The 22,720-nt window shown below is 39.6% G+C and carries 19 protein-coding genes; 10 read left to right on the forward strand and 9 right to left on the reverse strand.

Features of this window, described 5'->3' with window-relative positions:
- Positions 1 to 6: 6 nt before the first annotated feature.
- The 3 genes from WA249_RS03890 to typA form a co-directional block, all read right to left on the reverse strand.
- Positions 7 to 360: a gamma-glutamylcyclotransferase family protein gene (locus tag WA249_RS03890; RefSeq protein ID WP_336166553.1), complete on the reverse strand. Its 354-nt coding sequence runs from the start codon at positions 358 to 360 to the stop codon at positions 7 to 9.
- A 142-nt stretch (positions 361 to 502) separates the two neighbouring features.
- Positions 503 to 934: a large conductance mechanosensitive channel protein MscL gene (gene mscL / locus WA249_RS03895; RefSeq protein WP_016137157.1), complete on the reverse strand. Its 432-nt coding sequence runs from the start codon at positions 932 to 934 to the stop codon at positions 503 to 505.
- A gap of 256 nt (positions 935 to 1,190) precedes the next feature.
- Complete coding sequence (typA, locus tag WA249_RS03900; RefSeq protein ID WP_003655262.1) at positions 1,191 to 3,026, reverse strand: translational GTPase TypA; 1,836 nt, start codon at positions 3,024 to 3,026, stop codon at positions 1,191 to 1,193.
- A gap of 177 nt (positions 3,027 to 3,203) precedes the next feature.
- On the opposite strand from typA, the gene WA249_RS03905 reads away from it, so the two are divergent.
- The 5 genes from WA249_RS03905 (at position 3,204) to WA249_RS03925 (ending at position 8,756) form a co-directional block, all read left to right on the forward strand.
- Positions 3,204 to 4,562 carry a uracil-xanthine permease family protein gene (locus tag WA249_RS03905; protein ID WP_336166554.1) on the forward strand — a complete coding sequence of 453 codons (1,359 nt, stop codon included), beginning with the start codon at positions 3,204 to 3,206 and terminating at the stop codon, positions 4,560 to 4,562.
- 63 nt (positions 4,563 to 4,625) lie between these two features.
- The gene (locus tag WA249_RS03910; protein WP_016137159.1) at positions 4,626 to 5,639 is read left to right on the forward strand and encodes a class I SAM-dependent methyltransferase; all 1,014 of its coding nucleotides are present in this window, start codon (positions 4,626 to 4,628) and stop codon (positions 5,637 to 5,639) included.
- A gap of 21 nt (positions 5,640 to 5,660) precedes the next feature.
- A complete protein-coding gene (locus WA249_RS03915) occupies positions 5,661 to 7,121 on the forward strand; it encodes an amino acid permease (protein ID WP_336166555.1) in 1,461 nt (486 codons plus the stop codon).
- Between the two features lie 267 nt (positions 7,122 to 7,388).
- Positions 7,389 to 8,594, forward strand: a complete 1,206-nt coding sequence (locus WA249_RS03920; protein ID WP_336166556.1) for an RtcB family protein — start codon at positions 7,389 to 7,391, stop codon at positions 8,592 to 8,594.
- 3 nt (positions 8,595 to 8,597) lie between these two features.
- Positions 8,598 to 8,756, forward strand: a complete 159-nt coding sequence (locus WA249_RS03925) for a hypothetical protein (RefSeq protein WP_005036254.1) — start codon at positions 8,598 to 8,600, stop codon at positions 8,754 to 8,756.
- Between the two features lie 126 nt (positions 8,757 to 8,882).
- Here the strand turns inward: WA249_RS03925 and omp38 are convergent, their stop codons facing one another.
- Positions 8,883 to 9,935: an outer membrane protein Omp38 gene (gene omp38, locus WA249_RS03930; protein WP_336166557.1), complete on the reverse strand. Its 1,053-nt coding sequence runs from the start codon at positions 9,933 to 9,935 to the stop codon at positions 8,883 to 8,885.
- A gap of 379 nt (positions 9,936 to 10,314) precedes the next feature.
- On the opposite strand from omp38, the gene WA249_RS03935 reads away from it, so the two are divergent.
- From WA249_RS03935 to WA249_RS03945, 3 genes are all read left to right on the forward strand, one after another.
- On the forward strand, positions 10,315 to 10,830 hold the full coding sequence (locus tag WA249_RS03935) for a GspH/FimT family protein (RefSeq protein ID WP_336166558.1): 516 nt from the start codon (positions 10,315 to 10,317) through the stop codon (positions 10,828 to 10,830).
- A gap of 108 nt (positions 10,831 to 10,938) precedes the next feature.
- Positions 10,939 to 12,114, forward strand: a complete 1,176-nt coding sequence (locus WA249_RS03940; RefSeq protein ID WP_336166559.1) for a thiolase family protein — start codon at positions 10,939 to 10,941, stop codon at positions 12,112 to 12,114.
- Between the two features lie 131 nt (positions 12,115 to 12,245).
- Positions 12,246 to 12,689, forward strand: a complete 444-nt coding sequence (locus WA249_RS03945; RefSeq protein WP_016137165.1) for a VOC family protein — start codon at positions 12,246 to 12,248, stop codon at positions 12,687 to 12,689.
- A 53-nt stretch (positions 12,690 to 12,742) separates the two neighbouring features.
- Here WA249_RS03945 and WA249_RS03950 read toward each other — a convergent pair whose 3' ends face one another.
- The 5 genes from WA249_RS03950 to WA249_RS03970 form a co-directional block, all read right to left on the reverse strand.
- A complete protein-coding gene (locus WA249_RS03950; RefSeq protein WP_336166560.1) occupies positions 12,743 to 13,228 on the reverse strand; it encodes a DUF934 domain-containing protein in 486 nt (161 codons plus the stop codon).
- A complete protein-coding gene (locus WA249_RS03955; RefSeq protein WP_336166561.1) occupies positions 13,221 to 14,864 on the reverse strand; it encodes a nitrite/sulfite reductase in 1,644 nt (547 codons plus the stop codon). The genes WA249_RS03950 and WA249_RS03955 overlap by 8 nt, the downstream gene beginning before the upstream one ends.
- Positions 14,865 to 15,028: 164 nt before the next feature.
- A complete protein-coding gene (locus WA249_RS03960; RefSeq protein ID WP_336166562.1) occupies positions 15,029 to 17,434 on the reverse strand; it encodes a glucose/quinate/shikimate family membrane-bound PQQ-dependent dehydrogenase in 2,406 nt (801 codons plus the stop codon).
- A 170-nt stretch (positions 17,435 to 17,604) separates the two neighbouring features.
- On the reverse strand, positions 17,605 to 18,837 hold the full coding sequence (locus tag WA249_RS03965; protein ID WP_336166633.1) for a carbohydrate porin: 1,233 nt from the start codon (positions 18,835 to 18,837) through the stop codon (positions 17,605 to 17,607).
- 155 nt (positions 18,838 to 18,992) lie between these two features.
- On the reverse strand, positions 18,993 to 20,111 hold the full coding sequence (locus WA249_RS03970) for a CaiB/BaiF CoA transferase family protein (protein WP_336166563.1): 1,119 nt from the start codon (positions 20,109 to 20,111) through the stop codon (positions 18,993 to 18,995).
- Positions 20,112 to 20,321: 210 nt separating this feature from the next.
- On the opposite strand from WA249_RS03970, the gene WA249_RS03975 reads away from it, so the two are divergent.
- Positions 20,322 to 21,332, forward strand: a complete 1,011-nt coding sequence (locus WA249_RS03975; protein WP_004789200.1) for an AraC family transcriptional regulator — start codon at positions 20,322 to 20,324, stop codon at positions 21,330 to 21,332.
- Positions 21,333 to 21,502: 170 nt separating this feature from the next.
- Complete coding sequence (locus tag WA249_RS03980) at positions 21,503 to 22,708, forward strand: acetyl-CoA C-acetyltransferase (protein ID WP_336166564.1); 1,206 nt, start codon at positions 21,503 to 21,505, stop codon at positions 22,706 to 22,708.
- Positions 22,709 to 22,720: the final 12 nt, after the last annotated feature.

Raw genomic sequence — 22,720 nt, forward strand, 5'->3', positions numbered from 1 at the left:
ATTATTTTAATGATGGTTTTCAGAAGCTTGAGCCTGCACATTCAGTTGATATGTCCAAGCCTTAACCATTTCTCCTGACTCAAGCTTCACATCTGCGATGACACGCTGGTATTGAAAACCTTCAAAATCATCAAGCATCTGCCAGTTTTCAGTTAGCTTTTCTGTGCGAAACAGATAGCCCTCTATCCAATCTGATTTTAAATCTAACTCTAGCGCTTTTAGGCCTTTGTCTGGTCCCCAATCTAAAATGTGAATCACACCACGCACACTGGCTTTTGTCCATTGACCACCAATCGGCTCTAATATATGAGCATTTGCTTTATTTGGGCATAAGGTTCCATATACAAAAAGCTGATTCATTTATTTATACCCCTTTTACAATATGCATAGCTGAGCTTATCGATAGCTTTCCAATTTTATCAATACCTTTAGCTCAACATAAAATACTTAGTAATAAAAAACGGCACCTTTTAGTACCGTTTTTTATTACTTCAGAATATTGTTAAGCTTGCTTTTTCAACTCATCACGAATTTCACGCAATAACTGAATATCTTCAGGAGTTGCAGCTGGAGCTTCTGGCTCATTCTTATCACGGCGAAGTCTATTTAATAATTTCACCATTAAGAAAACGACCCAAGCCAAAATCAGGAAGTTAATTAAAATGGTGAGGAAATTACCATAAGTTAAAACATTGATACCTGCTTTTTGCAAAGCATCTAAAGATTGCAGGTTGGCAGGATTTGATCCTAGAACAATGAATTTCTGTGAAAAATCAACACCACCACCAGTAATCACACTGATAATTGGCATGATAATATCTTTTACCAAAGAGTCTACGATTTTGCCAAAAGCACCACCAATAATCACACCAATGGCTAAATCCATCATATTGCCTTTAATGGCAAATTCTTTAAATTCTTGAATAATACTCATCTAAACATCTCCAGATGTCGGGGGTCGAAACACGTCATATTTTTCTTTTTCATTGGCATCTTATCGATTTAGATAGTACTCGCCATGATATTGATAATTTAATATTTTTATCAAAAAAAAGAAAACTATCTCACACTTTAACAACATATTCTCTGATAAGAAAAATATGATTTTAAGCTTAGTTTAATTTTAAATAGAACGATTAAAAAAACCGCTAAATTAATTTAGCGGTTTTTTCTTTTTCATTTAAGAAAAATTATTTATCACGGTTACGTTTACGTTCGTTTTCAGTCAAGTAACGCTTACGGATACGGATTGACTTTGGAGTAACTTCAACTAATTCGTCATCTTCAATGAACTCAAGCGCTTGTTCAAGCGTGTATTCAACAGCTGGTGTCAACGTTAACGCTTCATCTGTACCAGATGCACGTACGTTTGTTAACTGTTTCGCTTTAGTTGGGTTAACAACCATATCATCTGAACGAGAGTTAATACCAATGATCATACCTTCGTAAACTTCTAACTGAGGTTTAGCGAATAGACGACCACGGTCTTGCAATGTGAATAATGCATAGCCCAAACAAACGCCTTGAACCATAGAAATCAACACACCGTTTTGACGTTTCGCAACAGTACCTTGTTTCATTGGACCGTAATGCGAGAAGCTTGATGTCATGATTCCTGTACCAGAAGTCATGGTCAAGAATTCAGAACGGAAACCAATTAAGCCACGTGAAGGAACAGTTGCTTCAATACGGATACGGCCTTTACCGTCAACTTCCATATTTGTCATTTCACCTTTACGGTAACCCATTTGTTCCATTACCGAACCTTGGTGCTGTTCTTCAACGTCAAATGTTACGTTTTCGTATGGTTCTTGCTTTTCGCCGTCAACTTCTTTCAAAATTACTTGTGGACGTGATACGCCCATTTCGAAGCCTTCACGACGCATGTTTTCAATAAGAACTGAAAGGTGAAGTTCACCACGACCAGACACTTTGAAACGGTCTGGACTGTCAGTATCTTCAACACGTAATGCTACGTTGTGAATCAATTCACGATCTAAACGTTCACGAATGTTACGTGAAGTAACAAATTTACCTTCTTTACCCGCAAACGGTGAGTTGTTTACTTGGAAAGTCATCGTAACAGTAGGTTCATCTACAGATAACGGCGGTAAAGCTTCAACATTTTTCGGATCACAAATCGTGTCAGAAATATGAAGTGCATCGATACCTGTTACACAAACGATATCACCAGCATTTGCCTCTTCAACGTCAACGCGATCTAGACCATGGTAACCCATGATTTTTAAGATACGACCGTTACGTGTTTTACCTTCTTTGTCGATAACAGTTACAGGTGTGTTTAATTTAACTGAACCACGCTGAATACGACCAACACCGATTACACCAACGAAGCTGTTATAATCAAGTGAAGAGATTTGCATTTGGAATGGACCATCAACATCAACTGCTGGCGGTTCAACGATATCTACAATTGTTTGGAACAATGGAGTCATGTCGTCAGCAAGTTCTTCTGGAGAAGGACCAGCAACACCACGAAGGCCTGAAGCATAAACAACTGGGAAGTCTAACTGTTCGTCAGTACCACCTAAGTTATCAAACAAATCAAATACTTGGTCAATTACCCAATCAGGACGCGCACTTGGCTTATCTACTTTGTTGATAATCACAATTGGCTTCAAACCGCTCGCAAAGGCTTTCGATGTCACAAAACGAGTTTGTGGCATTGGACCTTCTTGAGAATCGACAAGAAGAAGTACGCAGTCAACCATCGACATTACACGTTCAACTTCACCACCGAAGTCAGCATGTCCTGGGGTGTCCACGATGTTAATGCGGTATTCTGTATTTGTACGCGCATCAGTCCATTTAATTGCAGTGTTTTTTGCAAGAATGGTAATACCACGTTCACTTTCAATTGCACCTGAATCCATCACACGCTCGATTTCACCCGCGCGATCACCTAATGCACCTGATTGTTGTAAAAGTTTGTCGACTAAAGTCGTTTTACCATGATCGACGTGCGCAATGATGGCAATGTTACGGAGTGTTTTAATATCTGACATGTAAATTCGATACGCCTAAAGTTTGAGGGCAAATTATACAGAAAAACACTACTCTTGAGTAGTGACAGTTTATTGACATTGACAAAAAAATTTCTAATAGCCTGTATTTCGTTTTGTAAAGATAGTTATCTCGATTAGAATAGCGCCAATTTGCAAAATTGCGGCGGACCTACACCCATGTCCAATCAACACTCTCAAGACCATTTAGACCTTGTTTATGGTTTAAATGATCGACCAAAACCTTTGATCGCTTTTTTAGCAGCTTTCCAGCATTTGCTTGCGATTATTGTACCAATTGTTACACCTGGCCTTTTAATTTGCTTAGCTTTAGGCGTTTCAAGCACCGAAACTAACATGATTTTATCGATGTCTTTGGTGATTTCGGGTATTGCTACATTTCTACAATGTAAAAAAGTTGGTCCGTTTGGTGCAGGTCTTCTTATTGTTCAAGGCACAAGCTTTAACTTTATTGGCCCGATTATTGGTATCGGTAGTGCAATGGTGGCCGCAGGAACACCTGTAAACCAAGTTATGGCTGCAATATTTGGTGTGGTCATTGCCGGCTCCTTCATTGAAATGGGTGTTTCGCAAATTCTTCCATGGGTAAAAAGACTCATTACTCCTTTGGTGACAGGTATTGTTGTTCTATTAATTGGCTTAACGCTTATTAAAGAAGGCTTGATTAGTATGGGTGGTGGCTATCAAGCCATGCAAGATCATACTTTTGCAAGTGCAGACAACCTTATTATGTCATGTACGGTACTTGCTATTATTATTGTGCTCAATCGTATTCGAGTGGTTTGGATTAAAAGCTCAGCTATTTTAATCGCTTTAGTGAGTGGTTACGTTCTTGCTGGATTTATGGGTCATCTAGATTTTTCTGGTATTAAAGACGCGCCACTCGTACAAATTCCCACACCAATGCACTTTGGTTTGAGTTTCTCTTGGGGATTATTCATCCCAATGGCATTCATTTATTTGGTGACTTCTTTAGAAGCAATTGGTGATGTAACAGCAACCAGTAAACTTTCCAACCAACCTGTTAATGGTCCTGAATGGATGAAACGCATTAAAGGTGGTGTATTAGTGAATGGTGCAAACTCTTTGCTCGCTGGTCTTTTTAACACTTTCCCTAGTTCTGTTTTCGCTCAAAACAATGGTGTAATTCAACTCACTGGGGTTGCTAGCCGCTATGTAGGCATCTGGATTGCTGGATTACTTATTTTATTAGGTCTATTCCCTGCAGTAGCTGGTGTTATACAAGCAGTTCCTCAAGCCGTATTAGGTGGCGCTGTTATGGTCATGTTCGGTGCAGTAGCTGCATCAGGCATTAATATTCTTTCTTCAGTTCACCTTGACCGCCGAGCATTATTAATTATTGCCATCTCACTTGCATTAGGTTTAGGTGTTGCTCAAGTTCCTCAAATTTTAGAGCACCTTCCAGAATTATTTAAAAATATTTTTAGCTCTGGCGTGGCAACAGGTGGTATCGCAGCATTAATTTTAAATGTTGTGCTTCCTGAAACGCATAAATAACTAACTTTTAATTTTGATTACTGCCCAGCTCCCACTGGGCATTCTTCTTCATGAGAGATGTACATGGATCCTAGAAGTGAAGTGGTATTAAGACAGCAAGACTATTTGAAAGGTAGAATCTTGTTAATTAATGCACCGAATGATGCCTTAGTCAGTCAATTACCCGCTGGGACTGATGCGTCAGTCTGGACATGGAATCATGCCGACTATCAGGGATTTATAAATAGTGGAACAAAAGCGCACTTCTCAGTTGAGTTTCCATCACAAGAATTCGACCAAGCAATTATTTTTGTTCCAAAATCTAAAGAGCTCTTGAATTACATATTGCATGTAGTAATGAGCCATCTTAAAACCAATCAATCTGTTTTTTTAGTTGGTGAAAAAAAAGGTGGTGTAGAAAGAGCCGCTAAACAATTACAAAGCTTCGGCAAAGTACTAAAACTTGATAGTGCTCGCCACTGTCAGTTATGGCACTTAAAGATTGAGAAAACAGAACAGATTAAACCTCTAGAAAAATGGCTTAAAACTTATACCGTTCAAGTTAATGAACAAGAGCTTACGATTTGTGCCCTACCCGGTGTTTTTAGCCAAAATCATCTAGATATCGGAACTGCTGTTTTACTCCCTTATCTTAATCAGGTGAAATCAGGTAGAATTGCCGACTTCGGGTGTGGTGCTGGAATTATCAGTTGCTATTTGGCAAAAATAAATTCAAGTAATATTATTCATGCTCTAGATATTGATGCTTTTGCTTTACGGTCAACGGAAATGACTTTTAGTCGAAATGGAATAAGTTCAGACCAGTTGAGATTGCAGCCTGTCATAGGTATTGCAGACGCTCCAACAGAACTCGATGCCATTGTTAGTAATCCCCCTTTCCATCAAGGTATTCATACCGACTATGATGCAAGTGAAGGACTCTGCCAGAACGCTAAAAAACATTTAAAGGCATCAGGCGAGCTATGGATTGTAGCAAACCGTTTTTTAAACTATCCGATCTTAATTGAGAAGCACTTTGGTCAGTGCCAGATTAAAACTGATCTTCAAGGCTTTAAGGTGTTATATGCCTGTGCATAACAAACTATGTAAGGAATCTCCATGAGCGAAACACATGCTCCTGAAAAACTCCAGCGTAAGCTCGGGGCTCGTCATCTGAATATGATCGCCATTGGTGGTTCCATTGGTACAGGCCTCTTCCTTGCTTCTGGCTCAACCATTGCAAATGCTGGCCCAGGTGGAGCACTACTCGCCTACTCTCTCATTGGCATTATGATTTACTTCTTAATGACCAGTTTAGGTGAACTTGCAACCCATAATCCAACTTCTGGTGCTTTTTTTACATATGGCAGTCGTTATGTCGAGGAAGGCTTTGGCTTCGCTTTAGGCTGGAACTATTGGTATAACTGGGCAATTACGGTTGCCTTCGAACTTGTTGCAGTTCAGTTTATTATGAAGTTCTGGTTCCCTGATATTCCAGGGTTCTACTGGAGTGCTCTGTTCCTTGTCGTAATTTTTGCAATCAATGCCATGACAGTAAAAGGATTCGGCGAAAGCGAATTCTGGTTCTCAATGGTCAAAGTGATCGCCATCATTGCCTTCATTATTATTGGTTTAGCTATGATCATTAAGATTATGCTAACTCCAGGTGTCGCAGCTTTTGGAAACTGGACCTATAAAGATGCACCTTTTGTGGGTGGTTTACAGGCCATGATCGGTGTAGCAATGATTGCCGGATTCTCTTTCCAAGGGACTGAAATGGTTGGGGTTGCTGCTGGCGAATCTAAAGATCCAAAGAAAACGATTCCACTTGCAATCAAACAGATTTTCTGGCGAATCTTATTATTTTATGTCTTATGTATTTTCATTATCGGTACTCTGATTGCCTATGATGACCCAAATCTACTGCAAGCTGCTACCACTGAAAATATTGCGCTTTCTCCGTTTACATTGCTCTATGAAAGAGTTGGCTTTGCTTTTGCAGCTGGCTTAATGAATGCTGTCATTCTTACTGCTATTTTATCAGCAGGTAACTCTGGCATGTACTCTTCAACTCGTATGTTGTTTAAAATGGCTCAGGAAGGCCGTGCGCCAAGGTGGTTTGCAAAACTTGATGGTCGTGGCGTTCCAATGAATGCATTATATGCCACAACATTTATCGCCGCTTTTTGTTTCTTAACAACTTTTATTGGTGAAAAACAAGTATTTAACTGGCTACTTAATATGTCAGGGATGTGCGGCTTTATTGTTTGGTTAGGAATTGCGATTTCGCACTATCGTTTCCGCAAAGGTTATATTGCTCAAGGATATAAATTAGAAGATTTAGCTTATCGCGCCAAATTTTTCCCATTTGCCCCTTGGTTTGCATTTATCCTCTGTTCAATCATTATTTTAGGACAAAACTATCAAGCTATTTTAGGTGGGAAAATTGACTGGTTAGGTCTACTTTCAACCTATATTAGCTTGCCATTGTTCTTAATTATTTGGTTAGGCTACAAGTGGAAATATAAAACTAAACTGATTCCTTACGACCAAATGAATGTGAAGCCAGAGCAAGACTAAAAATTAGTAATTAAAAATAAATCAAAGATCAAAAACTTGATCTTTGATTTAAAAGGCGTAAAATGCCGTTCAGATTTTCAACGGCGCTTTTAAATAAGGAGGACATCATGCCAACACTACAAGGTAAAACAGATTAAATAATTTGGCACGATGTCAGCTCACGGACAAGTGTACAAATTCACTTCACTTGTCCGAATGCTCAAATTTAAGACCTAGCATTCGCTAGGTTTTTTTTATGCCTGCTCGGACAAAAATAAGAGAAAAATTATGGGCATACAAAAAATATTAAACAAGGAAGCACTTTACGGTGTTCCCGTTAAAATTTTCACTCAAGATATAGATAGTGAAAGTATCGAACAACTCAAGAAAATGGCTCAACTGCAATTTATCTATTCACATATTGCAGTAATGCCAGATGTTCACGTAGGAAAAGGCGCGACTGTAGGTAGTGTTATTCCAACTAAACACGCCATTATTCCTGCTGCAGTCGGTGTAGATATTGGTTGTGGAATGAATGCAATTCGCTTAAGCCTAAAGGCCTCACAACTGCCTGATAACTTGAGTCGTTTACGCGATGCAATCGAACGTAAAGTACCGGTCGGATTTGCTTTGCATAAACAAGTTAAAGCAAAAGCTTCTAGCATTATTCCACTTGAAAAACGCTTAGAGCCCATTATCAAAAAGCATCCTGGCCTTGTTCGAATGCTTCGACAGTTTGATGCCACATGGCAAAAGCAACTTGGTACTTTAGGGGGTGGCAACCACTTTATCGAACTATGTATTGATGAAAATCAAGACGTATGGGTGATGCTACATTCAGGTAGTAGAGGACTGGGTAACGTTATTGGCACTTATTTTATTGAGTTAGCCAAAAAAGAAGCTCAGCATCGTTTTGGTCATGTACCTGATAAAGATCTAAGTTATTTTGCTGAAGGCTCAAACAGTTTCGATGATTATGTAGAAGCTGTAGAGTGGGCTCAAGAATATGCTTTTGAAAATCGCAAAGAAATGATGCGTTTAATTTTAGAGGCGATTCGTCCAATTCTTCCCTCTTTTCAAATGACAAAAGAGGCTATTAATTGTCATCATAATTACGTAAGTCGTGAAACACATTTCGGTGAAAATTTATTGATTACCCGAAAAGGTGCAATTCGAGCAGGCTTAGATGAATTAGGCATTATTCCAGGTTCAATGGGAGCACGCTCTTATATCGTCAGAGGTAAAGCAAATCCTGAGTCATTTTGTTCTTGTTCTCATGGAGCAGGCCGTAAGATGAGCCGAAGCAAGGCAAAGACTCTTTTTAACCAACAAGATCTTATTGAACAAACCCAAGGTATTGAATGTCGTAAAGACAGTGGTGTTATCGATGAAATCCCCAGTGCTTATAAAGATATTGATGAAGTCATGGCAAATCAGGCTGACCTCATTGAAGTTGCTCACACACTTAAACAAGTTTTATGTATTAAAGGTTAAAACATGAAAATTAAAGAAATGTCAAAAATCAAAGTCCGTAATCAGGTTGCCCTCTCCCCTTTACTTCACAAAGGTGGAATGCACGAAACGGAAAAACCTCGTGCCCAACATCGTAGAGATAGACAAGATACTAAACAGCAATTAAGAAAAGGTGATTGGTAAAAACTACTTATGACCAGTTGACTGAATAACCACCATCAAGGAGATATACAAATGAATAAATACTTTAAAAAGCGCAGTAAAAAAGCGACTCTAACGAGTCGCTTTTTTACTGTTCAAAAACTAAAATTATTTAGCTTGTTGACCAGGTTGAACTACTACAGTACGGCTACCAGTGATTGTCGCGAATACACGACGGTTCATAGCACGACCTTCTTTAGTTTTGTTGTCAGCAATCGGTTGATCCCAAGCGAAACCTTGAGTAGACAAACGAGATGCATCAACGTTGTATTCGTTTACAAGAGCTGATTTAACAGAGTTAGCACGAGCTAAAGATAAACGTTCGTTTAACTTACGTGGACCAGTGTTATCTGTGTGACCTTCGATACGAGCAGTAGCGTTAGGGTATTCAGTTAACTTCTCAGCAACTTTAGCGATTTCTGGCTTGTATTGGTCTTTGATGTTTGATTTGTTAGTATCAAAGAACACACGAAGTTCCATGTTAAGGTCTTCAGTTAACTCTTGTGGTTGTGGAGCAACTGGAGTTGGTTCAACTGGAGCAACTTCTACTACAGGAGCAGCAGGCTTCAAGTGACCACCAAGAACTACGTTTAAACCAGCTAAAGCCGTGTAGTTCCAGAATTTTTCGTCAAAGTTATAAGTACTACGAGCTTCTGTACGAAGAGATAAAGCATCGTTCAAGCGATAGAAAGCACCGATACCCGCGTTACCCAAAGTACCTTCTTCAGAGTTACCACGTGCACCACGATCTACACCATTAAAGTCGTATTTATAGTGACCAGCACCTAATAATACATACGGCTTAAATTTGCTGTCGTAGTTTTTAGTGATTAAATCAGAAGTAGCATAGAAGTTACCATTGATTTGTTTTTGTTTGTATTCAGCACCAGCAGAAGCGCCGTTTACATCACCTTTAACTTGGTTATATTCAGCTTCGAAACCTAACCATGGTGTTAACTCAATACCAAGAGCCGCACCAACGAATAAATCGTTTTGAAGCTCTGGACTATTTGTTAAATTACCTTTATCACCACCATTATTGTGTTGGCTGTCTTGGAAAGTGTAACCAAGCAATAATGGAGTAACAGTTACGCCAGCATTAGCAGCAGCTAATGGAGCAGCAACCAGCATAGTAGCAAGTGCAATACGACTCAATTTCATGGATATCCTCCAGAGATAACAATTGTTGTTCAAGCTCAGCCTAAATTTATTGGCCCCTGAGATATTTTTACCCCAGTATTATTTTTAAGCTATTCACATTTGAATCATACAAACACTTGATAAACTTTCCAAGTGCTTGATAATTTTAATCAAGTAAATTATTGACAAAATTACTTACAATTTCCGTTGTAATTCGGTAATTTTTTACTCAACTAGCAAATATGAACAACTTCGTTGTTTCGCTTAGGGTGATTTTACCAGTATTCTAGCTTTCTGATAACCTTTATTTAATTTTGTGTTTCCTTATTATAAAAATTCTTATAAATCATTGATAGAACGTATAAAATCAAAATATTTATATATATATTAAGGAATGTTAATGTTTAAATCTCTCGGTTTCACCCTAATTGAACTCACTATAACGCTCACAATCCTTATAACTGTGCTTACTATAGCATTTCCTTTATACCATCAATTTATGGCTTCTGTAGAATTAAAAAACACTCCTCGACTACTCACAATTCATATACAAAAAGCCAAATACGATGCAATTCTAAGACATAAGAGTATTGTACTGTGCCCAAGTGTTGATTTGATGCGGTGTAATAGTAATTGGGATACAAGCCTTATAAGCTTTGTAGACACAAATCATAATCTTCAAAGAGAAAGCAATGAAGTGATATTGGCCAATGTGGAACTTAATCATCGTTATGGTTCTTTAAAATTTCAAAAATTCGGCAAAAAAATAAATAGTATTGTATTTCAGGGAGACACAGGACTGCCACGCGAATCTAATGGCAGTTTTACGTATTGTTCTTATGACCAGCTTAAAAACTTTAAATTAGTTCTCAGCAAAATGGGGCATATTCGTTTAGAAGACCTTAAAAAATGTTAGAACTCCACAGTCTAATACAGAATCCAAGCCATCCCCCATTTTGCAATATACTGCTTAAGTTTTAATGTTTTCTTAATTTGAGATAAAGAACAATCGGAGATTACAACAATGACTGACATCGTAATTATTAATGGTGCTCGTACTGCTATGGGTGGTTTTCAAGGAGTATTATCAGGACTGACTGCTCCCGAATTAGGTGCAGTAACCATTAAAGAAGCAATCGCAAGAGCAGGTTTACAACCTACGGATGTCGAAGAAGTCATTATGGGCTGTGTTCTTCCTGCTGGCTTAAAACAAGGCCCTGCTCGTCAAGCAATGCGCAAAGCAGGCTTACCTGACTCTACAGGTGCGGTAACTATTAATAAGCTTTGTGGCTCTGGCATGAAAGCCGTGATGCAAGCAACTGATATGATTAAAGCAGGCAGTGCTGAAATTGTTGTTGCTGGCGGTATGGAATCTATGACAAACGCGCCTTATGTTTTACCAAAAGCACGCGCTGGCTATCGTATGGGCCATGGTGAAATTAAGGATCATATGTTTTTTGATGGACTTGAAGATGCCGAAACTGGTCGTTTAATGGGGTCTTTTGCCCAAGATATGGCAAATACACGTGGTTATACACGTGAGCAAATGGATGACTTTGCAATTCGTTCTTTGAAACGTGCTCAAACGGCAATTACCGAAGGTTATTTCAAAGATGAAATTGTTTCAGTTACCGTACCTAGTCGCAAAGGCGATGTTGTCGTTGATCAAGATGAACAACCTCTAAATGCAAAGATAGACAAAATTCCTTCACTTAAACCAGCTTTCGCAAAAGACGGTACAATTACCGCAGCAAATGCAAGCTCTATTTCAGATGGTGCATCTGCATTAGTATTAACTTCAAGTGAGGTTGCTACTCAACGTGGTTTACAACCACTGGCAAAAATTATTGCAACAGCTTCAAACTCTCAGCATCCTTCAGAATTTACCATTGCCCCTGTTGGTGCCATCGAGAAAGTTCTGAAAAAAGCGGGTTGGAATGCGCAAGATGTTGACCTATGGGAAATTAATGAAGCTTTTGCCATGGTTACCATGTGCCCAATTGATGATTTCAAACTTGATGCTGAAAAAGTCAATATCAATGGTGGGGCTTGTGCATTAGGCCATCCAGTAGGTTCAACAGGTTCTCGTATTATTCTTACGCTGATTCATGCGCTGAAACGTACTGGCGGTAAAAGAGGTATTGCAGCACTTTGTATTGGTGGTGGTGAAGCAACAGCAGTTGCGATTGAACTTATTTAATTAAAATTAACTATTTTTAAAATCCCACTTCGGTGGGTTTTTTTTATGAAAAAACTACAAAAAATGACCCACAAAATCACTTTTAAGTTTTAACTTATTCTTTTAAACGAAAACAACAATGGACAATAACAATGCAACTCAATCACTATCTCAACTTTCAAGGTCAGGCAGAGCAAGCCTTTAATTTTTATAAATCAGTTTTTGGCGGCGAGTTCGCCATGTTGAGTCGCTATGGTGATATGCCACCCACAGAAGGTGTGACCCTATCAGAAGCGAATAAAAATCTGGTTCTTCACGTATCTCTACCCATTAATGAATACACTGTACTTATGGCATCAGATACAAATGATCAATTCTGTGCGCCTAACAGTGTTTTTACCCAAGGCAATAATCACTACATCGCAATTAATCTTGAAAAGGACGAGCAAGAAAAAGCTAAACAACTTTTTGATGCTTTGTCTGTTAACGGTCAAATTGAAATGCCTCTAGAAAAAACATTCTGGGGAGCATTGTACGGAGCATTTACCGATCAATTTGGTATAAAGTGGATGGTTAACTGCCAACTTGATACATAATTTTCAATATAAAAAAATCCCGCAAATTGCGGGATTTTTTATTTCAGGGTTTATTAAGCACCTGTTTGATAACTCGCTTCTGGCACACCAGTTGAAGCTTGATACGGATTGGTAAAGTCTTGCAAACCTGCCGCAGCTTCTTGTACGTCTTTGCCTTCTTTTACGATAAAGCTATCAAAACCAGAACGCTTTAAGTAGTTCAAGACATCCTTAAACACATCACCTGTTGCACGTAACTCACCTTGAAAACCTTGGCGGCGTAATAGTGCTGCAAATGAGTAGCCTCGGCCATCACCAAAACCCGCAAAGTCAATGAAAATTGCATCAAGTTCATTTAATGGGAAAGTATGATTTTCAGGTGAATCATTCACAGTCACATACAAAGCTTTTTTGCCTTGAACGTTAGTTAATTGGTCTAGTTGAGCCGTTGTTACAACAACGTCACCTTGAGGAATAACACCATCTTCAGCAATGATTTGATAAGTATTGTCTGCAATCGTGCCATCTTTATAAAGCACTGGTAGAGCTGTATTAAGCATATGCACGCTCCTTAAATGGTTGAATTCCTACACGGCGATATGTATCAACAAAACGCTCACCTTCCGTACGCAAATCAAGATAAGTATTTAATACTTCCTCAATTACATCAGGCACAACATCTGCTGCAAATGATGGCCCTAAGATGTCACCGATTGATGCATCATGGTCTGAATTACCACCTAATGTAATTTGGTAGAATTCAGCACCTTTCTTATCTACACCTAAAATACCGATGTTACCTACGTGGTGGTGACCACAAGCATTCATACAACCAGAAATATTTAAGTCTAAATGGCCAAGGTCATAAACTTTGTCTAAGTCATCGAAACGACGTGTAATTGCTTCAGCAATTGGAATTGATTTCGCATTTGCAAGTGAACAGAAATCACCGCCCGGGCAACTAATAATATCGGTAATAAAACCAATATGTGCACGTGCCATATTTTGCTGTTCAAGCGCTTGCCATACATCGAACAAATCTTTTTGAGGCACATCTGCCAAAGCAATGTTTTGCTCATGAGTCGTGCGGAGTTCACCGAAAGTATATTTATCAGCAAGATCTGCAATAAAGTTCATTTCTTCAGTGGTCATATCGCCCGGTGCGATACCTGCACGTTTTAGAGAAATCGTAACAATACGATAGCCCTTCACTTTATGCGCATGCGTGTTGATGTTGAACCACTGTTTGAATTTTGGATGCTCAGCAAATAAAGCTGTAAAGTCTTCATCAGCTAAATCTTGATAATCAAACGGGGTGAATTCTTCATCCAATTTTTTCAAGATTTCTGGCTGAATTTTCAACGCTTCACGTGTATGTTCAAATTCAGCTTCAACTTTCTGTGCAAATACTTCAGGAGTTAATGCTTTAACTAGAATTTTAATACGCGCTTTGTATTTATTATCACGACGGCCATGCAAGTTATAAACACGTAGAACCGCTTCTAAATAAGCAATTAAATCTTCACGTGGTAAAAACTCACGAATAACGCTACCAATGATTGGAGTACGGCCTAAACCACCACCAGCCATAATTTTATAGCCGATTTCACCCGCTTCATTACGCACGATATAAACACCAATATCGTGAAATGCAGTTGCCGCACGATCTTTTTCTTCAAGTGCAGAAACAGCAATTTTGAACTTACGTGGCAAGAATGCAAATTCTGGGTGGAATGTACTCCACTGACGAATCAATTCACATGTTGGACGTGGGTCTGCAATTTCACCAGCAACCACACCTGCATATTGGTCAGTCGTTGTGTTACGAATACAGTTACCACTGGTTTGAATGGCATGCATTTGTACAGTTGCAAGTTCAGCCAAAATATCTGGCACATCTTCAAGTGCAGGCCAGTTCAACTGGATGTTTTGACGTGTAGATACGTGTGCATAACCACGATCATAAGTAGTTGAAACTTCAGCAACTTTACGTAATTGCTTAGAATTCATTAAGCCATACGGCACAGCAATACGCAGCATAGGCGCATAGCGTTGCACATATAAACCATTTTGCAAACGTAACGGACGATATTCATCTTCAGAAAGTTTGCCAGCTAAATAGCGTTCAGTCTGATCACGGAACTGAGCAACTCGTTCATTAACCAGCTGCTGGTCGAAATCGGTATATAAATACATGGCGTATGGCTAGTAGATTCATTATTAAGGCAGATAGCATAGCGAGCTTTCATTCATCAATAAAATGCTTTTTTTGCATATTTAATAACGGTTTTATTGATAAGCTTATATAAATCGACATAAAAAAAGCCCAGATAAATCTGGGCTTTTTTTATAGCAAACGTTTATTTGTTATCTGGCAATGCATAAGCCACTAAATAGTCGCCCATTTTCGTACCAAATGAACCATGACCACCGGCCATAATCACAACATATTGCTTACCATTAATTTCATAAGTCATTGGTGTTGCTTGTCCACCTGCTGGTAAACGTGCTTCCCAAAGTTTCTTACCGTTAGTAACGTTAAACGCACGGATGTAGTTATCTTGAGTTGCACCAACAAACATGACATTACCTGCGGTAGAAATTGAACCACCTAAACCAGGAACACCAATTTTCACAGCTGGTAATTGGAACAGTTTCGGTAAGCTATCGCGGATAGTACCAATACGTTTTTTCCATACAACTTGATGCGTTTTCAAATCTACGCCAGCAACATAACCCCAAGCTGGTTGTTTACAAGGTAAACCAAGTGGAGATAAGAATGCACTGATTTCTACACCATAAGGTACGCCATACATCGGCTGAATACCCTGCTCAGTTCCTGCACCTTTTGCAGTTTCTGCACGGTTTGGATCTTCAGGAATTAGACGGCTTACGAATGGCAGACCAATCGGATTCATGACAGCAACCTGACGATCAGGGTTAACCGACATACCACCCCATTCAAACACACCTAAGTTACCAGGGAAAACTAAAGTACCGTTTTCAGATGGTGGGGTATAAATACCATCGTAATTAAGACGTTTGAAAGATACACGACACATGAGCTGATCAAGCATTGTGGCACCCCACATATCTTTATCAGTCAATTTATCTTGTGGTGCCAAGTTCAAGTCAGAGAATGGCTGAGTTTTTGAATAATGCTCGCCTTTGGTTTGTGGTCCACGCTTAACTGTTTGTGGAACTGGTTTTTCAGTTACAGGAACAATTGGTTGACCATTACGACGATCAAGAACAAAGGCATTACCTGTTTTAGTCAATACATAGATTGCTGGAACGGTTTTACCTGCTTTGTCTTTAATATCCGCCAAAGATGGTTGCGATGGTACATCCATATCCCACAAATCGTGATGAGTTGTCTGGAAGTTCCATATCAATTTACCAGTTGAAGCATTTATCGCTAACATTGAGTTTGCATAACGCTCTTTTAACTCAGTACGGTCACCACCCCAGATATCTGGAGTACCTACACCTGTTGGAACATAAACGATATCAAGTTTTGCATCGTATGCTAAAGGTGCCCAAGCATTTGGCGAGTTATGAACAAAGGTTGTACCTTCGCCTGGCATTGCATTTGGATCTGCTGCGCCTGTATCGAATGCCCAAAGAAGCTTACCAGTGTTAACATCGTATCCACGAATTACACCAGATGGCTCTTTACTTGAATAGTTATCAGTGACTGAACCAGCAATGACTACAGTTGAACCTGTCACAACACCCGGAGATGTTGGGTTATAACCACCTGGATAAGCATATGGCATGAATTTTTGTAAATTCACTTCACCATTTTCACCAAAGTCAGTACATGCTTTACCTGTGTCAGCATTCACAGCAACTAAACGTCCGTCATTGACTGGTACAAAGACCTTACGAGGACATTGTGTAGAGCTAGATTTCTTGCCTTGAAGACTCGTTGCAAACTCAGTTGTATTGTTTGCATCGTAGTACATCACACCACGACAAGTTAAATGCTGGAACGATTTATCCGTTTTCAACTTCGGATCAAAACGCCATTTTTCTTTACCTGTAGCTGGATCAATTGAAATTAATTGCTGGTGAGCCGTACAGATAAACATGTTATTACCGATTTTAATCGGTGTAACCTGATTGGTTGTTTCGCCAGAATCATTATCTGTTTTGAGATCACCAGTACGCAGTGTCCAAGCCACTTTTAGGTCTTTTACGTTCTGATCATTAATCTGTTTCAATGGAGAATAACGTTCACCCGCTTGAGTACGGCCATAAGCTGGCCAGTCGCTCTCTGCCACACCAGGCACAGCTTGAGCTGTTTCTGGTTGAGGTGTTTTGATCTCACCATTAATTTCTTGCGGATCGTTGAAGATAGAATAAACCATCAACACGATTGCAATCGCTAAAGTTGAAGATAAGGCAACTTTACTTGATCCAAGGTTGCTGATTCCACGAGTTACGGCTGGAACCAATAACCATAAACCAAGAATACCTAAAATATCTAAACGAGGTGCAAGCGCCCAAAAGTCTGTTCCAACTTCCCAGACACCCCAAACAATGGTGCCTAGCATTAAAGCAGCGTACACCCACAATGCTGTAGATGCGCGCTTATAGAGTTGCCACGTAACAATGAGAAGTAATACACCAGCAATAATATAGTAAATTGAACCGCCTAATGTAGCGAGCCAAATACCTCCAATTAACAGGAATAACGCTAATAACCCAATAATAATTACGGTAAAAGTCGTTAAACCTGATCTTGAAGTAGGTTGAGTCATAAACCACCTCTTATCAATCATTTTTATCGGAAAGATAGGCCAAGCTTTTAATCAAAAATCGGCCTATCAATACATCTAAAACAAAACTCAGGCATAAAGAAAAAACGGAAGGTCAAGTTACGTCAATCAATGATTTAGCCCTCGACAATCCGTTTTCAGAGTAATTACGCTTAGAATGCAGTTGAGAATTTAATACCGCCTACCCAAGTGTTATCACCATTTTTTAATGCACCAACATGACGAACATATTGCACATTTGGACGGATAGTCAGCCAGTTAGTGGCATGAATCCCGTAGTAAAGCTCGGTATTGTATTCAGTGTCATATTCTTTGGCTTGAATATCGCTCCAATCATCATTGATATGAATACGAGCAACACCAAGTGCCAACTCATCTTGAGGACGTTGATTGAGCAAACCTTTATAGACTAAGCCTACATTTTGCATGTTATCAATTTTGTTGGTATCAGAGTCGTGGAACGTCAGGTTCACAAACCCAGTCAAACCACGGTCTGTTTGATCCGCAGGCTGGAATAATTTTTGTTTTGCAGTTACCCAAACACCTTGCTTGTGAGATGTCTTGGTTGGATTCGTAATTTCTTCGGCATCAGCAGTACTGTAGTAATAACCTAAACGGTATTCACCAGCCATGCTTTGAGCACCTAATTTAGGTGACCACACCACTTCGGCTGGAATAATTGCACCGTGCGAACCATCCGTGCTTAGGTTAAAACCTTTGCCTCGGTCTAAGTTTTCAGGGTTATATTCATATACACCCACTTGCGTATATAAATCGGGTTGCAAGTTATATTTAACTCGCATAGCCCATTGGCTCACGGGCCAGTTATACCACTGATCACCGACCCAGTTACCGACTTGCGAGCCACAAAGCGCCAAGTTCTGGAAATCACAGTCAAAACTATTAAAGTCTTCACCTTCCCCAAAACGACCGACTTTAACGTCTAACTTCTGATCAAGGAATTTCTTCTTAATCCACAAATCTGTTAAACGCCAAGTTTGCTCACGCCCCCACACTTCTTGTGCAGAACTCAAATGTCCTGCTAAAGCTGGCGAATGTTCAGAAAGTGATTGCCCATCACGATAAGTTAATGTGATTTGAGCTTCAGTATCTTGCCACCCTAAAATTTTGTTTAAATCAAAATGACTTCCTAAGGCAAGTTGCCCCGTATAAGCACTACCATGCGAAGAGGTATTTTTTGAATCTAAAATACCGGCATATTCACCGGTATATCCAAAAGAAAAATCATAACCTTGTGCTTGTAACGCAGTGCGTTGACCGTTCCAATCACCCAACATCCACGGACTATTTGGGTCGAATGCAGCAGCAGCTTGTGCGTGCTGTATAAAAAGAGTAATTGATAAAACGGATAAACAGGAAGCCATCAAGGATTTATGTGTTTTCATGTTTAAGTACCTTTTATGTCTTTGTTTATAAAGGGTACGCTAATTTTATGTAAAGAAATTATTCAAAATGTTAATCAATTGATTAATCTAATAATAATCTTAATACACATTGTATAAGAAAAGGACTCTGCTCTTTACCATTGTCCTTCACCAAGCTTTTGACCTATAAAGGAATATCTCATTTTTGATCTTGAAAACTTAATTGGACAAGCTAATTGTGGTTCTGTATCTGCTGTATTATTTTGCAAAGGTACATCCACAATCCATCCACGTTGTTGTGCTAGGGGTGAATTTAACGCCTCATTTAGACTTAAGACAGGTTCTACACACACATCAAGATTTGCAAATATTTCATGCCATTCTTTAAATGTTTTACTTTTAATTTTTTCTTGAATGGCTTGTTTAACTTCTTGTCGATCTTCGACATCTAATGAAGCACCTTTTTGTAATAATAGTGGCAAATCAAGCGCGATTGATAAACCTGACATAAATTGTGGTTCAAGACTACCAATTGAAAGATAACGACCATCTTGAGTCATATAGTAATCATAGAAAATGCCACCATTAAGCATTCCATGCTCTGGGGCCTGCTCGACCTGTGCAGCAAGTGTCGCTGATGCAGCCATACTATTTAAGCTAGCAACACAATCGGTCATGGAAATATCAATATATTGCCCCATACCACTACGCCCGCGTTCAACCACTGCGGCTAACATAGCAATAACAGCATGAAGTGAACCACCTGCAATATCTGCAACTTGAATACCCAGCGGTGGCGGACCACTGTCTTGTCGGCCGCTATACCCAGCAATACCGGCTAAAGCTAAATAGTTAATGTCATGCCCAGCTCTGTCTTTATAGCTCCCTGTTTGTCCATAACCTGTAATTGAGCAGTAAATTAAGCGCGGATTAATTTCGGCAAGTGTTGAGTAATCTAATCCTAGACGGCGCATGACATCAGGTCGAAACTGCTCTATGACAATATCAAACTCGGAAATTTTGGCTTTAATTAATTCAATGCTCGCCGGATCTTTTAAATCGAGAACAATCGACTGTTTATTGCGGTTTAGATAACTATGTGCCGTTGCTTGCCCATTTGCATAGGGCGGCATGATCCGAATTAAATCTGGACGCGATGGAGATTCGATATGGATGACCTCTGCACCCATATCGGCTAAGTACATTGTGGCAAAAGGTCCGGGTAAGAGTGTCGAGAAATCGAGAACTTTAAGTCCATTTAATGCTGTCGTCATCGTTTTTTTAACCACTATTATTCATATTTTCTTTTATATTAGTTAAGCAAATATTCTAAAACAATGTCATGTTCAGCCATTTACCTTGATCATTTCGGCAATTTAACATGTAAAAAGTGCTTTTACTCTGTTGTAAATCGCCAATTTATTTTTTTAGACGGTCATTTAGGTCAATTTAAAGTGAACATCAAAGAGACTGAAGGATTCAATATGAGTCGCGATACGATTAGCATCCACTTCGTCAATGCGGCTTTGACAGGCGTAAAGCGCCTTGGCATGGATGTTGAAATGCTCCTTTCACATGTGGGCATTGAAGCGGAATTATTACGTCAACCTAAAGCTCGAATCTCACCAGAACAATACACTCGTTTTATAAAAATGTTGTGGATGGTCACACAGGATGAACACGTTGGATTTGACGTACAACCACGTCGTCTGGGCACTTTTGCCATTATGTGTCAGTTGATTATTCACGCAAAAACATTGGGCCAAGCCCTTGAACTGTCATCTCAATTTTACAAATTATTTGGCGATGAATGGTCTGTCAGCCTAGAGCGTGACAAGCATGAAGCACGTCTAGTTCCGCTCATTCCAAAAACTTTAGATCCAGATCATTTCATTACCGAAAGTATGCTTATGATTTGGCATGGTCTAGCATCATGGCTCATTGAACGCCGTTTGCCATTAGAGCGTGTTCATTTTAGCTACCCACGTCCTGCGCATGCAGATGAATATGATGCATTATTTTTTGCACCAGTCATGCAGTTTGATGCACCGCGTACTGAAATAACCTTTGCGGCTGATTATCTTGATTTGCCAATCCGCCAAGATGAAAAAACGCTAGAAGAATTCTTAAAAGCAGCACCTGCTCAGCTTTTAGTAAAATTCAAAAATACCAACTCGCTAACTTCTCGTATTCGTGAAGTACTCAAAAGCCAGATTGGTGAAGAAATGCCAACGCTTAATGACGTTGCATCAATGTTGTATTTATCTCCTCAAACCTTACGTCGTCGCTTGGCTGCTGAAGGTAAAAGCTATCAAGGCGTAAAAGATGCCTTACGTCGAGATGCTGCAATTCACTTATTACTCAATCCTGAATTAACACTTGAAGACGTTGCTCAACAAGTTGGTTTTAGTGAAACGAGTACGTTCCACCGCGCATTTAAAAAGTGGACGGGTGTAACCCCTGGCCTATATCGCCAGCTACACGGTTATCACTAACTCTTAAATCTCTTTAGTTTCACATTTAGCCCAAGTTCAACTTGGGCTTTTTTGTATTTCTATTGGCAAAAATCATCACCTGACTGGTGCGCTTATCGTCATTGCACTCGCTATTAAAACCAGTACACTCAAAACACAAATAAATTTTAAGCAATAAAAAAGGAACTGTTATGAGCGAGGCTTATATTATTGATGCCATTCGCACACCACGCGGAAAAGGAAAAAAAGACGGCTCTCTTTATGAAGTAAAACCAATTACCTTACTCACCACTTTATTAAATGAATTACAGCAGCGCCATCAACTCGATACATCTAAAGTCGACGACATTGTTTTGGGCTGCGTAACTCCTATTGGTGATCAAGGCGGTGACATTGCTAAAACCGCAGCGATTGCAGCTGGCTGGAATGATGATGTTGCTGGCGTTCAAATCAATCGTTTTTGTGCTTCAGGCTTAGAAGCAGTCAACATGGCAGCAATGAAAGTTCGTTCTGGTTGGGAAGATTTAGTGGTTGCTGGTGGCGTTGAATCAATGTCACGCATTCCAATGGGTTCCGATGGTGGACCATGGGCGCTAGATCCAGAAACAAATCTTAAATCATCATTTGTTCCACAAGGCATCGGCGCTGACCTCATTGCAACCTTAGATGGCTATAGCCGTGAAGATGTAGATAATTTCGCTGTAAAGTCACAACAAAAAGCAGCAGCGGCTCAATCAAATGGTTATTTCAATCACTCAGTTGTGCCAGTAAAAGATCACGCAGGCGTGGTGATTTTAGATAAAGATGAGTTTATTAAAGGCAGCACTACACTCGAAGGTCTAACGAAGCTCAACCCAAGTTTTGAAATGATGGGGCAAATGGGTTTTGATGCAGTTGCTTTACAAAAATATCCGGAAGCACAAAAAATAAATCATGTTCATCACGCAGGTAACTCATCAGGTATTGTCGATGGAGCAGCTGTAGTTTTATTGGCTTCTGAAAAAGCTGTAAAAGAACAAAATTTAAAACCACGCGCTAAAGTTTTGGCGACTGCATTAGTCGGTACTGACCCAACCATCATGCTGACTGGCCCTGCTCCTGCTGCACGTAAAGCTTTAGAAAAAGCTGGCCTTACTATTGATGACATTGACCTATTTGAAGTCAATGAAGCCTTTGCAGCTGTCGTTATGCGTTTTATTAATGAGCTCAACGTCCCTGCTGAAAAAGTCAACGTAAATGGCGGTGCTATTGCTTTAGGACATCCGTTAGGGGCAACAGGTGCCATGATTTTAGGCACATTACTTGATGAGCTTGAACGACAAGATAAAAAGCGCGGTTTAGCGACGCTCTGTGTTGGCGGTGGGATGGGTATTGCCACCATTATTGAACGCGTATAAAAATTAGGGATA

The organism is Acinetobacter sp. 161(2023) (assembly GCF_037027805.1).
Taxonomy (GTDB): Bacteria; Pseudomonadota; Gammaproteobacteria; order Pseudomonadales; family Moraxellaceae; genus Acinetobacter.